The sequence below is a fragment of the Pseudarthrobacter sp. CCNWLW207 genome, assembly GCF_037203945.1.
Lineage (GTDB): Bacteria > Actinomycetota > Actinomycetes > Actinomycetales > Micrococcaceae > Arthrobacter.
In genome coordinates this window covers 22936-37593 of the sequence record NZ_JBBCBS010000009.1, presented here as the reverse complement: position 1 = coordinate 37593, position 14658 = coordinate 22936, and the positions used below count along the sequence as shown (strand labels likewise).

Annotated in this window: 12 protein-coding genes; 10 read left to right on the top strand and 2 right to left on the bottom strand. The window is 65.1% G+C overall.

The genetic code is table 11. The features are described 5' to 3' along the window. The first annotated feature begins 39 nt into the window (after positions 1-39). The 7 genes from coaD (at position 40) to ftsY (ending at position 8150) form a co-directional block, all read left to right on the top strand. Positions 40-540, top strand: a complete 501-nt coding sequence (gene coaD, locus V9L17_RS15810; RefSeq protein ID WP_337348912.1) for a pantetheine-phosphate adenylyltransferase — start codon at positions 40-42, stop codon at positions 538-540. A gap of 123 nt (positions 541-663) precedes the next feature. Further along, positions 664-1188 (top strand): YceD family protein, encoded by a 525-nt coding sequence (locus V9L17_RS15805; protein WP_337348911.1) that lies wholly within the window; start codon positions 664-666, stop codon positions 1186-1188. A 36-nt stretch (positions 1189-1224) separates the two neighbouring features. Continuing rightward, entirely contained in the window at positions 1225-1428 is a 204-nt protein-coding gene (gene rpmF / locus V9L17_RS15800; RefSeq protein ID WP_009356569.1) for a 50S ribosomal protein L32, read from the top strand. Between the two features lie 21 nt (positions 1429-1449). Beyond that, positions 1450-2178, top strand: a complete 729-nt coding sequence (gene rnc, locus V9L17_RS15795; RefSeq protein ID WP_337352124.1) for a ribonuclease III — start codon at positions 1450-1452, stop codon at positions 2176-2178. 8 nt (positions 2179-2186) lie between these two features. Then, positions 2187-3143, top strand: a complete 957-nt coding sequence (mutM, locus tag V9L17_RS15790; RefSeq protein WP_337352123.1) for a bifunctional DNA-formamidopyrimidine glycosylase/DNA-(apurinic or apyrimidinic site) lyase — start codon at positions 2187-2189, stop codon at positions 3141-3143. A 140-nt stretch (positions 3144-3283) separates the two neighbouring features. After that, on the top strand, positions 3284-6874 hold the full coding sequence (gene smc / locus V9L17_RS15785; protein WP_337352122.1) for a chromosome segregation protein SMC: 3591 nt from the start codon (positions 3284-3286) through the stop codon (positions 6872-6874). Between the two features lie 64 nt (positions 6875-6938). Continuing rightward, positions 6939-8150 (top strand): signal recognition particle-docking protein FtsY, encoded by a 1212-nt coding sequence (ftsY, locus tag V9L17_RS15780; RefSeq protein WP_337352121.1) that lies wholly within the window; start codon positions 6939-6941, stop codon positions 8148-8150. A 60-nt stretch (positions 8151-8210) separates the two neighbouring features. On the opposite strand, the gene V9L17_RS15775 is transcribed toward ftsY, so the two are convergent. After that, the gene (locus tag V9L17_RS15775; protein WP_337352186.1) at positions 8211-9359 is read right to left on the bottom strand and encodes an MFS transporter; all 1149 of its coding nucleotides are present in this window, start codon (positions 9357-9359) and stop codon (positions 8211-8213) included. A 319-nt stretch (positions 9360-9678) separates the two neighbouring features. On the opposite strand from V9L17_RS15775, the gene V9L17_RS15770 reads away from it, so the two are divergent. Further along, complete coding sequence (locus tag V9L17_RS15770) at positions 9679-11037, top strand: ammonium transporter (RefSeq protein ID WP_337352120.1); 1359 nt, start codon at positions 9679-9681, stop codon at positions 11035-11037. After that, the gene (locus V9L17_RS15765; RefSeq protein WP_015937412.1) at positions 11034-11372 is read left to right on the top strand and encodes a P-II family nitrogen regulator; all 339 of its coding nucleotides are present in this window, start codon (positions 11034-11036) and stop codon (positions 11370-11372) included. Before V9L17_RS15770 ends, V9L17_RS15765 begins: the two co-directional genes overlap by 4 nt. Before the next feature lie 88 nt (positions 11373-11460). Here V9L17_RS15765 and V9L17_RS15760 read toward each other — a convergent pair whose 3' ends face one another. Continuing rightward, the gene (locus V9L17_RS15760) at positions 11461-12864 is read right to left on the bottom strand and encodes a glucose-6-phosphate dehydrogenase (protein ID WP_337352119.1); all 1404 of its coding nucleotides are present in this window, start codon (positions 12862-12864) and stop codon (positions 11461-11463) included. A 143-nt stretch (positions 12865-13007) separates the two neighbouring features. Between V9L17_RS15760 and ffh the strand changes: the two genes are divergently transcribed. After that, a complete protein-coding gene (gene ffh / locus V9L17_RS15755) occupies positions 13008-14591 on the top strand; it encodes a signal recognition particle protein (protein ID WP_337348904.1) in 1584 nt (527 codons plus the stop codon). Positions 14592-14658 lie beyond the last annotated feature (67 nt).

The following is a 14658-nucleotide window of genomic DNA, read 5'->3' as shown; positions in this document are numbered from 1 at the left end:
TCATGGTATCCCGGCGTCCGAATGCGGTAGGTTCGGTGCATGAGACGCGCTGTCTGCCCAGGATCCTTTGACCCCATCCACAACGGCCATCTCGAGGTAATCGCCCGGGCGGCCGGCCTCTTTGACGAGGTCATCGTGGCTGTGTCCACCAACTATGCGAAGAAGTACCGGTTCAGTCTTGGGGACCGGATCGACATGGCTCGGGAGACCCTTGCATCCTTGAAGGGGATTGTGGTTGAGCCCGTTGGTGAAGGGTTGTTGGCTGAGTATTGCCGCCAGCGCGGAGTGTCTGCGATTGTGAAGGGACTTCGGTCCTCGTCGGATTTTGACTACGAATTGCCCATGGCCACCATGAACCGCCAGCTCAGCGGAGTCGAAACAGTGTTCCTGCCCGCGGAAGCCCATTACCTGCACCTGTCCTCCACGCTCATCAAGGAAGTTGCGTCCCTGGGCGGCAGCGTTTCGGACTATGTGCCGCGCTCGGTGCAAAAAAGGCTGTTGGCTGGCGAGTCTTCGTCCGATCAGCCGCCGAGAGGGTAGGCTAGTCCGGTACTCGGCGGCCTTCGGTGGCCTGGTTTGAGTCCATACGGGTCTTCAGGCTAAGATGGTACGTCGGTCATATGTTCAACAGGAGTTCTCATTAAGCGAGATGCTAGTTCGCCCTTGGCGTTCGACGTCAAGGACCTCGGGCGCAGCCCGGGAAGCATGCGGACACTGAAGGAACATGTACCCGCACCAAGTGATCTTGGTGTGGCGCTCATTGGCGTTCAGGAAGGCTCGGATGTTGAGCTGGATCTGAGGCTTGAGGCCGTACACGAAGGAATTCTGGTATCAGGAACCGCAGTCGCTGCAGTAACGGGCGAATGCGGCCGATGCCTGGATCCCCTTGCGTATGACCTTGAGGTCAATGTGCAAGAACTTTTCTTCTACGAAGGCGTCCTGCTTTCGGACGAAGAAGACGATGAAGAGCAACGTCGAGTCGAGCACGATCTAATCGATCTTGAACCGGTGTTGCGGGACGCAGTTGTAACCATGCTGCCGTTCCAGCCGGTGTGCCGGGAAGACTGCCAGGGCCTTTGTTCCGAATGCGGAGCTCGCCTGGAAGACGAGCCGGGGCACCACCACGAGGTCTTGGATCCTCGCTGGGCTGCCCTAGCTGATATGGCTAAGCCTGACCGGCAAAATTGATTTGTACGTGTTTGTCTAGAGAGAAATGAGTTAGCCGTGGCTGTTCCCAAGCGGAAAATGTCTCGCTCGAATACCCGCGCCCGCCGCTCCCAGTGGAAGGCAACTGCCCCCCACCTGGTGAAGACCGTAGAGAACGGCCAGGTCACCTACAGCCTGCCGCACCAGGCAAAGGTCGTCACCGACTCGGCTGGCACTGCGCTGTTCCTTGAGTACAAGGGCCGCAAGGTCGCAGACGTCTAATTGGCCATTCAGGCTGAGATGATGTCTTCAACTGAAGAGCTTCTGAAGCGTCTCGGTGTCTCCATTGACGCCGGGACGCTTCGTCTTGCTCTCACGCACCGTTCCTACGCCTACGAAAACGGCGGAATCCCTACCAACGAGCGGCTGGAATTCCTGGGTGACTCCATCCTGGGCTTCTCCGTCACGGATGCCCTGTACCGGGACAACCCGTCGCTGCCGGAAGGGGACCTGGCGAAACGACGCTCCGCCGTCGTCAGCACACGGGCCCTGGCCGGCATTGGCCGCAGCCTCGGCATTGGTGACTACATCTACCTGGGCCAGGGCGAGAAGCTCACGGAGGGCAAGAACAAGGCCTCCATCCTGGCGGACACCATGGAAGCACTGATCGGTGCCACTTACGTCTCCAACGACATCGAGACCGCGCGCCAACTGGTCATGCGCCTGATTGGTCCACTCCTTAAGGACGCGGCCGCCCTCGGTGCCGGAACGGACTGGAAGACCAGTATCCAGGAACTCGCAGCCAGCAGGCAGCTCGGCAGCATCCACTACGCGGTGGAAGGGGCCGGGCCGGATCACGCCCGAACTTTCACGGCCGTCCTGGAGATCGGCGGCAACGCCTATGGCAAGGGTTCCGGCCATTCCAAGAAGGAAGCCGAGCAGGAGGCCGCCGCCGATGCCTGGCGCGTGCTCTCCGGAGCTTCCCGCCCGGAGGCTGCGGACGGCTCCGCGGGCTCCGCTGCCTCCGTCTAGGCTGACCTGTGCCGGAACTCCCGGAAGTGGAAGTAGTCCGCCGCGGACTGGTGAGTTGGGTGCGCGGCCGCAGCATCACCTCAGTTGACGTGCTGGACCCCCGATCCATCCGCCGCCATGCGCTGGGCACGGAGGACTTCGTCGGCAACCTGGAAGGCGCCACCGTGGCGGATGTAGTCCGCCGCGGCAAGTTCCTCTGGATGCCGTTGCTGGACGCAACGATGACTGGCTCTGCGCAGGCCACACCTGCCATCGCCTTGATGGCCCATCTGGGCATGAGCGGCCAGCTCCTGATGCAGGACACTTCTACACCCGATGAAAAGCACCTCAAGGTCAGGCTCCGGCTCAGTCCGCGCGACGGCATGCCGGAACAGCTCCGCTTTGTGGATCAGCGGATTTTTGGCGGGCTGTTCGTCACCGGCATGCTTCCTACGGACGACGGCGGCCCCGGGGGCCTCGCTGAATCCCCGGTTCCGCTCATCGCCGAAGAGGCATCCCACATTGCCCGCGACCCCCTTGACCCGGCGTTTTCTTTTGAGCTTTTCTTCACCCGGCTCCGCAAACGCAGGACCGGCCTGAAACGCGCTCTGCTGGACCAGGGACTGGTTTCGGGGATCGGCAACATCTACGCGGATGAGGCCCTGTGGCGGGCCAAGCTGCACTACGCCCGTCCCACCGACAAGCTGCGGCGTGCCGACGCGGCCAGGCTCGTGGACTGCGCCCGTGAGGTCATGCTGGACGCGCTGGCGGCCGGCGGGACAAGCTTTGATTCGCTGTACGTGAATGTCAACGGCGCCTCAGGCTACTTTGACCGCTCCCTGAATGCCTATGGGAGGGAAGGCCAGCCCTGTGGGCGGTGTGCCGCCGTCGGACTTAATTCGCCGATCCGACGCGAGCAGTTCATGAACCGGTCGTCCTACACTTGCCCGGTGTGCCAGCCGCGACCGCGGAACGGGCGCTGGTAGCTCGGGGCCCGCAACCAGACGTCTCAGCCGGCCGCATCACGGCAGGACAACTGCCGCAAATCCGAGGAAACCCGCAGTGACGCAGTAGATTTGGGGACAGCAAAGCAGCCGCTTCAGCCACTCAGGAGACCAGAAACACCTTGCACCTCAAAAGCCTTACTGTCCGGGGGTTCAAGTCGTTCGCGTCCGCCACGACCTTCGATTTTGAACCCGGTGTCACGGCAGTGGTGGGACCGAACGGTTCCGGAAAGTCCAATGTTGTGGACGCCCTCTCCTGGGTCATGGGGGAACAGGGGGCCAAAACGCTGCGCGGCGGCAAAATGGAAGACGTCATCTTCGCGGGAACCTCAGGGCGGCCTCCGCTGGGCCGGGCCCATGTCTCCCTGACCATTGACAACGCTGACGGGGCGTTGCCGATTGAGTACAGCGAGGTCACCATCTCGCGGACGCTCTTCCGTACCGGGGGATCTGAGTACGCCATCAACGGTGCCAGCTGCCGCCTGCTCGATATCCAGGAACTGCTTTCCGACTCCGGTCTCGGCCGGGAAATGCACGTCATCGTGGGCCAGGGGCAGCTGGACAAGGTCCTCCACGCCACCCCTGAGGACCGCCGCGGCTTCATTGAGGAGGCCGCCGGAATCCTGAAACACCGCCGCCGCAAGGAAAAGACCGTCCGCAAGCTCGAGGCCATGCAAGCCAACCTCCAGCGCCTGACCGACCTCACCGGTGAAATCCGGCGGCAACTCACGCCGCTGGGCAAGCAGGCCGACGTCGCGCGCCGGGCCCAGCGCGTCCAGTTCGACGTCCGCGACGCGCGTGCTCGGCTCCTGGCAGATGACCTCGTCCGCCAGCAGGCAACCCTCGATCAGGACGTGGCGGATGAGGAAGCCCTGAAAGCACGCCGTGCCGTGGTGGAACAGGAGCTGGAGTCCGGGCGAAGGAAACAGGCCGCCATGGAACAGCTCGCCGCGGAAGCAACACCGCTGCTCAATGCTGCGCGCGATACCTGGTATCGGCTGTCCGCAGCGAGGGAGCGCCTCCGCTCTCTCGGTTCGTTGGCCCAGGAACGCGGTCGGTTGCTTGGCGCGGTGGACGCTGAACCGTACTCGGGAAGGGATCCCGAACAACTCGAACGGCAGGCTGCCCGAGTCCGGGACGAGCTGGCGGAACTCGATCGACACCTCCTGGACAGGCGCAGTGCCCTGGAAGCAGCGACGGCCGCCAAATCCGACGCGGAAACCGCCGCGGCCGCCGAGGAGAAACGGCTGACGGCCGTCCTACGCGCCGCCGCGGACCGGCGGGAGGGCCTGGCGCGGCTTGCCGGCCAGGTAGGCGCCGCACGGTCAAGGGTGGAGTCCGCCCAGGCTGAACTTGGCCGGCTGCGCGAGTCACTCGCCGCCGGGCAGGAGCGGCGTCGCAAGGCACAGACCGAGTTCACGGCTTTGGAGACTCAGGTGGCGGGGGTGGAGGAAGGCGAGGAAAGCCTCGACGCCGACTACGAGGACGCCGCTGCCGAACTGGACGCGGTGAACGAAGAGATTGCCGGCCTGGCCGCGGCCGAGGGGGAGGCTGTACGCGAACGCGACGCACTCGTGGCGCGGCGGGATGCCCTCCAGCTCGGACTCAACCGCAAGGACGGCACGGCGCGCGCACTGGACTCAGGGTTGGACGGCCTCGTGGGCACCCTGGCTGCGGATCTCACCATCAGCCCCGGCTACGAGACGGCGCTAGCGGCGGCACTCGGCGACGCCTCCGAAGCGGTTGTGGTCCGGGACCCCGCCGTGGCTGCCGCCGTCGTGCAATTCCTCAGGGATGACGACGGCGGGCGCGCCTCCCTGCTGCTCGCGTCAGTTCCTGCCCTGCCGGACGCAGGGGTTCCCGCCACCGGGACACTGCCGGAGGGTGCGCGCCGGGCCGTTGACCTCGTATCCGCCGCGGAAGGCAGCCGCCCTGCCGTGATGGCGCTCCTCGCCCGTGTGGCGGTGGTTGAAGACCTCAATGGTGCTGGCCAACTGGTTGCTGAGCGGCCTGAGCTGACGGCGGTGACCCGGGCCGGGGACGTCTTCACTGCGCTGACTGTGACTGGCGGCTCGGCGAAGGCGCCGTCCCTGCTTGAGGTCCAGGCCGCCGTCGACGACGCCGAGACCAGGCTTAGTGCGGTCACTGCCGACCTGGAGCGGAACCGGTTCGCACTGGCGGGCGCCCAAGCCCGGCGCGCCGAAGCCCAGGTCCGGGCCGAGGCCGCCCTGGACCGGCTGCACGAATCAGACGCCCGGCTTGCGGCTGTCGCTGAGCGGCTGGGCCACTTGAACTCCGTCCTGCGCAGCGCCGTGGGGGAGAGCGACAGGCTGGCAGCGTCGCTCGCGAAAGCCGAGGCCAACGTGGCCATTGAGGAACAAGCGCTCGCAGCCATCACTGAACGCCTGGCCGCCGCGCAGCAGGCACCGGCCGAAGAGGAACCCTCCACCGAACAACGCGATGCCTTGGCCGTGGCAGCGTCTCAGGCACGGTCCGCGGAAATGGAAGCCAGGCTGTCGCTCCGCAGCGCGGAAGAGCAACTGATGGCCACCCGCAACCGGGCCGCGTCGCTCGAGCGGGCCGCGGCCACTGAACGCAGGGCGCGGGAGGAAGCCGCCGAACGGGCACGCCGCCGCCGCATCCAGGCCCGGCGTGCGGCCGCGGTGCAGTCGGGCGTGGAGCTTGCCCTGCGCTATATCGACGTGTCGGTGGAGCAGGCCCGGCAGGAACGCGACCTCGCCGAGGAGAACCGCGAGCAACGGGACCGTGCCCTGCTGGAGATCAGGACAGCCAACGACGCCTTCACCAGCGAACTGGCGGAGCTGACGGACTCGGTCCACCGCGACGAGCTGGCCCGGGCCCAGCAGCGGGCGCGGATCGAGGCCCTCGAAACCCGTTCCATCGAGGAACTCGGCATCACCCCGGACCTGCTGGTGGCGGACTTCGGCCCGGACGTTCCGGTGCCCGTCCCGGCGGACGAAAGCCAGGACAAATGGGCCGCCCTCAGGGCGCCGGTGGATGATAACGGCGCCCCCGTCCCCGAAGGCAAGCCCTACGTCCGGGAAGAGCAGGAGAAGCGGCTCCGGAAGGCCGAACGGGACCTGTCCGCCCTTGGCAAGGTCAACCCACTGGCTCTGGAGGAATTCGCGGCGCTGGAAGAACGGCACCAGTTCCTCAGCACCCAGCTGGAGGACCTCAAATCCAGCCGCAAGGACCTGCTGGATATCATCAAGGAAGTGGACGACCGCGTCCAACGTGTCTTCGCTGAGGCCTTCGAAGACACCCAGGCGCAGTTCATCCGCGTCTTTGCCAGGCTCTTTCCCGGCGGTGAGGGCCGTCTTGTCCTGACGGATCCCTCGGACATGCTCACCACCGGCATCGAGGTGGAGGCACGCCCGGCCGGCAAGAAGATTAAGCGGCTATCCCTGCTTTCGGGCGGAGAACGGTCCCTGACGGCTGTGGCCCTGCTGGTGGCGATCTTCAAGGCCCGGCCCTCGCCCTTCTACGTGATGGACGAGGTGGAGGCCGCCCTCGACGACACCAACCTGGGCCGGCTCATCACCATCTTCGAGGAACTCCGCGAGTCCAGCCAGCTGATCGTGATCACGCACCAAAAGCGGACCATGGAAGTGGCTGATGCCCTGTACGGCGTCACGATGCGGGGCGACGGCGTCTCCACCGTCATCAGCCAGCGCCTGGGCGCCGAGGTGTAACTGCCCCGATGTCCGGCCACACGTGTGTGACATCGGGGTCAAACGCGTGTGAGAAGCTAGGGGAGTGAATGACATCCTTCCCATTATTCTGTCCATTGTTGCTGCCCTGGCGGTTGTTGGCGGGCTGATCCCGGTCCTGTTGAAGACGCGGAAGAACATCACCCAGTACCCGGGGACGCGCGACGCCAACGATCCCGAGACGCTGAAAGGAACCGGCGGAACACTCGTTGAGGACGCACCTGCGGTCCCTGCTGACCGAAAGGCCCCCGCCGGCGTCGACCTTGACGGGCTGGAAACCACTGAGGTCCCCGACACCGTGGCGGGCCTTGAAACCATCCAGGTCGAGACCCCCCTTCCCGTCGCTGGCCGCCTGACCCGCCTGCGCGAACGCCTTGTCCGGTCGAACAACATCCTGGGGAAGGGCCTGCTGGCACTGCTCTCCAGCGATAAGATTGACGAGGATGTCTGGGACGAAGTTGAGGAAACCCTCCTTCTGGCAGACCTGGGAACCGAACCCACCATGCAGCTCGTGGATGCCCTGCGGGAACGCGTCAAGGTCCTCGGCACCCGGACCCCTGATCAGGTCAAGGCGCTGCTCCGCGAAGAACTCATCAAACTGGTCGATCCCACTATGGACCGCAGCCTGAACACCACCAGGCACGCCGACAAGCCCGCCGTCGTGATGGTGGTTGGCGTCAACGGCGTGGGCAAAACCACCACCGTAGGCAAACTCGCGCGCGTGCTCGTCGCGGAAGACAAAGACGTGCTCTTGGGTGCAGCAGACACCTTCCGTGCTGCGGCCGCGGAGCAGCTGGCCACCTGGGGCCAGCGCGTGGGAGTTCCCACGGTGAAGTCCGACGTCGACGGTGCGGATCCGGCGTCTGTCGCCTATGAGGCGGTCAAGGCTGGCATCGACCAGGAAGTCGACGTCGTCATGATCGACACCGCCGGCCGCCTGCAGAACAAGGTCGGCTTGATGGACGAACTCGGCAAGGTCAAGCGCGTCATTGAAAAGCTCGCCGAGGTTGACGAGGTGCTGCTCGTCCTGGATGCCACCACCGGCCAGAACGGGCTCAACCAGGCCCGGGTCTTTTCCGAGGTGGTCAACATCACCGGTATCGTCCTGACCAAGCTGGACGGCACCGCCAAGGGCGGGATTGTCGTCGCCATCCAGAAATCGCTCGGTGTTCCCGTCAAGCTCATCGGTCTTGGCGAGGGGGCGGACGACCTCGCCCCCTTCGAGGCCGAGGGATTTGTCGACGCCCTGCTGAACTGACTCCTACTTCACTTGAGGGGTGAGATCCTGCCGCATAGCCCGGGCTATTGCGGCGGGATCTCACCCCTCAACGCGTTTAAGCGGTTCGCGCGTTACGGACCAGCTTGCCGCGGCCACGACGAGGACAGCACCCGTGACGCCGAAAGCCCAGCCGTAGCCCAGCCGGTCGGCGAGCACTCCGGCCAGGATTGGACCCGCAATGGCGCCGATATCCGCCGTCATCTGGTAGATGGCCAGGACCTTTCCCCCGGAGCGGCCGTTTCCGATGACGTCGGCCACCGCGGCCTGTTGCGCGGGTCCCAGCAGCCCGGAACCAATGCCAGCCAGCGTGGAGGCCACCAGGAACCAGCCCAGTTCATGCGTCAAGCCAATGGCTGCGGTGGCCAGGCCGGTGACGAGCAGGCCTGTCACCATCATGGGTTTGCGCCCCAGGGAATCGGCCAGGCGGCCGGAGAAGGTAAGGGCCGCTGCGTTGCCCGCGGCAAATACCGCCAGCGCAAGCCCTGCAGCCTCTGGGCCTGCACCGAGGGCCGCGACGGCAAACAGCGGAACCGTTGCCATCCTGACGCCGAACGTCGCCCACCCGTTCGCAAAACTGGACACCAGCGAGGACCGGTAGGCGCCGTCGCGGAGGGCATCTGCCAGGCGCATGTCAGGATTCCGCGACTGCCCCTGGCCGGCCTCCCTGCGCTCATGGCTGAGCTGTGTTTGGACGACGGCGGCCGCGATGACCAGGGCCGCGGCGTACGCGAGGAAGGGCACCCGCAGCCCGAAGCCTGCGAGCAGGCCTCCGACGATAGGGCCGCAGACGTTCCCCACCAGGAACGCCGAGGCGTAGGCGCCGGACACCCGGCCGCGGCTTTCCGGAGGTGCCAGGCGGATCACCAGTGCCATGGATGCCACGGTAAACATGACTGAGCCGATGCCGCCAAGCCCGCGGAACAGCAGCAGTTGCCAGTAGCCCTGCGCAAAAGCGCACGCCGCAGTGGACCCTGCCACGATCAGCAGTCCCGCCACGTAGACCGGCCGTTCACCCCATCGGCCAATCAGGGCGCCTCCGGCCGGAGCGAAGACCAGGCGCATCAGGGCGAAGATTGCCACGATCACCGCAGCCTCGGTGTTTCCGACGCCGAAGGTTGTGGCGAATTGTGGCAACACAGGCGCAACAAGCCCGAATCCGAGGGCAATCAGGAACGCCGCGGCCAGCATCACCTTGATGTCGCGCGGCAGCTTGTCCTGCCCCGACCGTCGCAGGCCGGGAATCCGCGACGTGGCGCCGCTCACAGGGGGTCTGGACGTCATGGGGCCGGGGTCCTTGCGCTTTCGTATGAGGGTTGCTTGCAAGAGTGATGAAACATAACCGTAACAAGCCAGATATGCACCATTTACTTCCTAGAGGTTGTTGTAACAAACGCGCAATCTAAATCCTCCGTGGGCGAAACACAGCGGGACCAGACTCTTCATAGGACGCAAAAGGCGTTGGCAGGCGGAGAGATCCGCAGTATCGATCTGAGAGAGGACGTGCACCATGGAACTTACCGCAGGTCACGTATGGCTCATGGTGGCGGCAGCGCTCGTGCTGTTTATGACACCGGGCCTGGCATTTTTCTACGGCGGCATGACGCGCGCCAAGGCCGCACTGAACATGATGATGATGAGCTTCATCTCCATCGGCATCGTCAGTGTTGTCTGGGTACTCTGGGGTTACTCCATGACTGGCGGTGAGGGCTTCATGCAGATTGTCGGAAACCCCTTCGCCAGCTTCGGCCTTGAAGGCGTCAACACGGCGGAAGCGCCCGAAGGCCTCATCCTGGTCGGCTACGGAGCAACCTTCGCCATCATTACCGTGGCCCTGATCAGCGGAGCCATCGCGGACCGCGCCAAGTTCGGCGCCTGGTCAGTCTTCGTCCCCGTTTGGGTCACCCTCGTCTACTGCCCGCTGGCCTATATGGTCTGGGGCGGCGGCCTCTTCGGTGAGGAAGGCGCAATCGGCCAGGCACTCGGCCCGGCCATCGACTTTGCCGGCGGCACCGTGGTTCACATCAACGCCGGTGTGGCCGCGCTGATCCTCGTCCTGATCATCGGCAACCGCAGGGGATTCGGCAAGGACCCGAACCACCGCCCGCACAACATTCCGTTCGTGATGCTCGGGGCTGCCATTCTGTGGTTCGGCTGGTTCGGCTTCAACGGAGGCCTGGCCTCCAGCGCTGAGCAGGGCGGTCTGATCTGGGTCAACACCCTCGCAGCACCTGCCGCGGCCATGATCGGCTGGCTCATCACTGAACGCATCCGCGACGGCCACCCGACGTCCCTCGGTGCCGCTTCGGGCGTCGTGGCCGGCCTGGTTGCGATCACCCCTGCCTGCGCCAACGTCAGCCCTGTCGGTGCCCTCGGCCTCGGCGTCGTGGCCGGCGTCGCCTCCGCCCTTGCAGTTGGACTCAAGTTCCGCTGGGGCTTCGATGACTCCCTGGATGTTGTGGGTGTCCACCTCGTTTCGGGCATCATCGGCACCGTCGCACTGGGCTTCATCGCCCTCCCCACCGATGGCGTGGGCGGCGGCCTCTTCTACGGCGGCGGCATGACCCAGATGTGGGCGCAGTTGGCAGCAGCCGGCATCGCCATCGCCTACTCCGCAATCCTTACCGCGATCATCGCGTTTGCCATCCACAAGACGATGGGCTTCAGGGTCTCGGATGAGCAGGAAGTCGTTGGTGTTGACCTCAGCCTGCATGCTGAGACCGCTTACGAGTTCGGTGTGGGCGGCCACGGTGGCAGCTTCCAGCCCCTTCATGAACTGATCACCGGCAAGGGTGCACCGGAACAGGGCGCAAGCGCCGATTCCAAGAAGACTGAATCAGCAACAGGCAAGGAAAGCGTGGGGGCATGAAACTGATCACAGCAATCGTCAGGCCGGAGAAGCTCGAGGCCATCCGGGAAGGCCTGGAAGCCTATGGCGTCCAGGGACTGACGGTCAGCGCGGCAAGCGGCTACGGCCGGCAACGCGGCTACACGGAGGTGTACCGGGGAGCTGAATACAACGTGGACCTCCTGCCGAAGATCAGGGTCGAGGTGCTGGCCACGGACGAGCAGGCCGACGACATCCTGGACGTCATCATCGCAAGTTCCAATACGGGACGCGCGGGGGACGGCAAGGTCTGGACCATGGATGTATTCGAAGCGGTCCGGGTCCGCACCGGCGAACGCGGCGTCGCCGCCATCTAGCCCCGTCGGGCAGTCAGCAGCACCATTCAGAAGCGCAGAGCGGGCAGGAACCTGGAAAGGTTACCTGCCCGCTCTGGCGTTTGCCCTCTTACTTCCCCTGCACCGGCCCGGACCAGCCTGCGGGACCCGAGGACCCGGCGTCGTACTCCTCCACTGGCGCCGTGCCGCGCGACCAGGCTTTGAGGACCGGCTCAACAATCCGCCAGCAGTCCTCGGCGGTGTCGCCGCGGACGGACAGCAGAGGGTCCCCGTTGAGCACTCCCTCCAACACTTCGCCGTAGGGAAGCAGCTCGGAGGCGTTCAGCCCGGCATGGAGGGTGGCACGGTCCAGGCTGAAAATGTCTCCGGGGCCGTTCACATCAACGTCCAGGTCCAGGGTGTCCGGTCCAAATCCGATCCGCAGCTGGTTGGGCGCGTCCACCCCCGTGAAGCCGGCGGGCAAATGGGGTACAGGGCGGAACGTGACCACAGCTTCCTTGCGCTTCACGCCTAGCGCCTTGCCCGAGCGCAGGATGAAGGGGACGCCCTGCCAGCGCCAGTTGTCGATCTCCACCGTGACTTCCGCCAGCGTCTCTGTTTGCCGGCCAGGGTCAACCCCTGTTTCCTTGGCATAGTCCGGGACCTGCTTCCCGGAAAGCAGCCCGGCGGAATATCTCGCCCGCCTAGTGGACTGTGCGTACGGTGCCTTGATGCTGCTGGCACGTAGCACCGTGGAGATGGCGTCACGAAGGTCTCGTTCGCCGATCGTGGCCGGGGGTTCGAGGGCCATCACCGCCATGATGTGCAGGAGATGGCTCTGGATCATGTCGCGCAGGGCGCCGGCAGTGTCGTAATAGCGCGCCCGCCCTTCCAGTGCGAGATCCTCGTCAAAGATAATCTCCACCTTCTCAACGTGATCGCGGTTCCAGACGGGTTCCAGGAAGGTGTTGGCAAAGCGCAGACCCAGAATGTTAAGCACCGTCGCCTTGCCCAGGAAATGGTCCACGCGGTGGATGTGGTCTTCCGGAACCAGTGCTGTGAGCGTCCGGTTCAGGGAACGGGCTGATTCCTCGCTGGATCCGAACGGCTTCTCCATGACCAGCCGCGTGCCGGCGGGTACCTGGCCCGGCCTGAGGGTTTCGCAGGCCCGCTGGCTGACCTGCGGCGGCAGGGCGAAATATACGGCCGCCGGTGCGTCCAGCGAGGCCAGCAAGGACGCGAGCGGCCCGTCCGCTGTGACATCCAGCTGATGGTAAGCCGTTCCGGCCTCCATGGCCGACAAAGCCTCGCGCCCTGCGGCGTCAGCGGACTCGGAGGCGGCGGCAAAGGCATCATGGACCCGCGCCTGCCACTGCTCCGCGGTCCAGGCATCGGAGCCGGCCCCGACGAGTTTGAGCCCTTTGGCGCGGCCCTTCGCCACGAGCCGGGCGAGTCCGGGCAGCAGCAGGCGGCCTGTGAGATCGCCGGAAGCGCCAAGAATGAGCAGGGTTTTTACAGTCGTTTGGCTCGTCACCTTGCCAGCATGCCATCTTGAAGGTCTGTCTTGGTACCCTAGATAGTCGAGTCCCGTCGCCGAAGCAGTTGGAAACAACAGCCGAGGCGCTGGTGTGCCGAAGGGCCGCCATCCGTCCATCCACTGAAAGAAGTGCACGGCGCGTGTTCAATTCACTCTCTGACCGGTTGACAGCAACCTTCAAGAATCTTCGTGGCAAGGGCCGCCTCACCGAGGCTGATGTCGACGCCACCGTCCGGGAGATCCGCCGTGCCCTGCTGGATGCAGACGTTGCCGTTCCGGTGGTCCGCGAATTCACCGCCCGCGTCCGCGAGCGGGCCCTTGGCGAAGAGGTCTCCGGCGCGCTGAATCCCAGCCAGCAGATCGTCAAGATCGTCAACGAGGAACTGGTTGAGATCCTGGGCGGCGAGACCCGCCGGATCCGCCTGGCCAAGACCGGCCCCACGATCATCATGCTCGCCGGCCTCCAGGGCGCGGGTAAGACCACCCTCGCTGGCAAGCTGTCCAAATGGCTCAAGGCACAGGGCCATAGCCCCATCCTGGTGGCCTGCGACCTCCAGCGGCCCAATGCCGTCACCCAGCTCCAGGTGGTGGGCAAGCGCGCCGGCGTTCCGGTTTACGCACCCCACCCCGGGGCCACCCATGAGCTGGAGCACCCCGCGGGCGATCCCGTAGCAGTGGCCCGCGCCGGCGTCGAAGAAGCTCGCCAGAAGCTCCACGACGTAGTGATCGTGGACACCGCCGGCCGCCTCGGCGTCGACGCCGACATGATGGAGCAGGCACGGCAGATCCGCCGGGCCATCGTTCCCAACGAAGTGCTGTTCGTGATCGACTCCATGATCGGCCAGGACGCCGTGAACACGGCGATGGCCTTTGACGAGGGCGTTAATTTCACCGGTATCGTGCTGTCAAAGCTCGACGGCGACGCCCGCGGTGGTGCTGCGCTCTCTGTTGCGTCGGTAACCGGCAAGCCCGTCATGTTCGCCTCCACCGGCGAAGGCCTGGACGACTTCGAGCTCTTCCACCCGGACCGGATGGCCTCCCGCATCCTGGATATGGGCGATGTCCTGACCCTCATCGAGCAGGCGGAAAAGAACTGGGACAAGGACGAAGCAGCCCGGATGGCGAAGAAGTTCGCCGACCAGGAAGACTTCACCCTGGACGACTTCCTGGCCCAGATGCAGCAGATCCGCAACATGGGCTCCATGAAGAAAATGCTCATGATGATGCCGGGTGCGCAGAACATCCGCCAGCAGCTCGAGCAGTTCGACGAGCGGGAAATCGACCGCGTCGAGGCAATCGTCCGGTCCATGACCCCGCACGAGCGCGTTGCCCCCAAAATCATCAATGGCTCCCGCCGGGCCCGCATTGCCCGCGGTTCGGGCGTCCACGTCTCCGAAGTCAATGGGCTGCTCGAACGTTTTGCCCAGGCCCAGAAGATGATGAAGAAGATGGCCCAGGGCGGCGGCATGCCGGGAATGCCAGGCATGCCGGGAATGGGCGGCCCAGGCGGCGGCGCACGCAAGGGGGCCAAGAATGCCCCGAAGAAGAAGGCCCGCTCCGGTAACCCGGCCAAGGCAGCCCAGGAGCTCAAGGACGCCGAGGCGCGGCGCGCCGGAGCGGCCAAGGCGCTCCCCACGGGTGCGGCGTTCGGCCAGCAGTCCGGCGACTTCGATCCTTCGCAGCTGAACCTGCCCAAGGGCTTCGACAAGTTCCTCGGCAAGTAATCGCATCGCCCAACTGGGTAGCAGCAGATGTCGTTATGAGCGCTCAAAACGACACCTGCTGCTACCC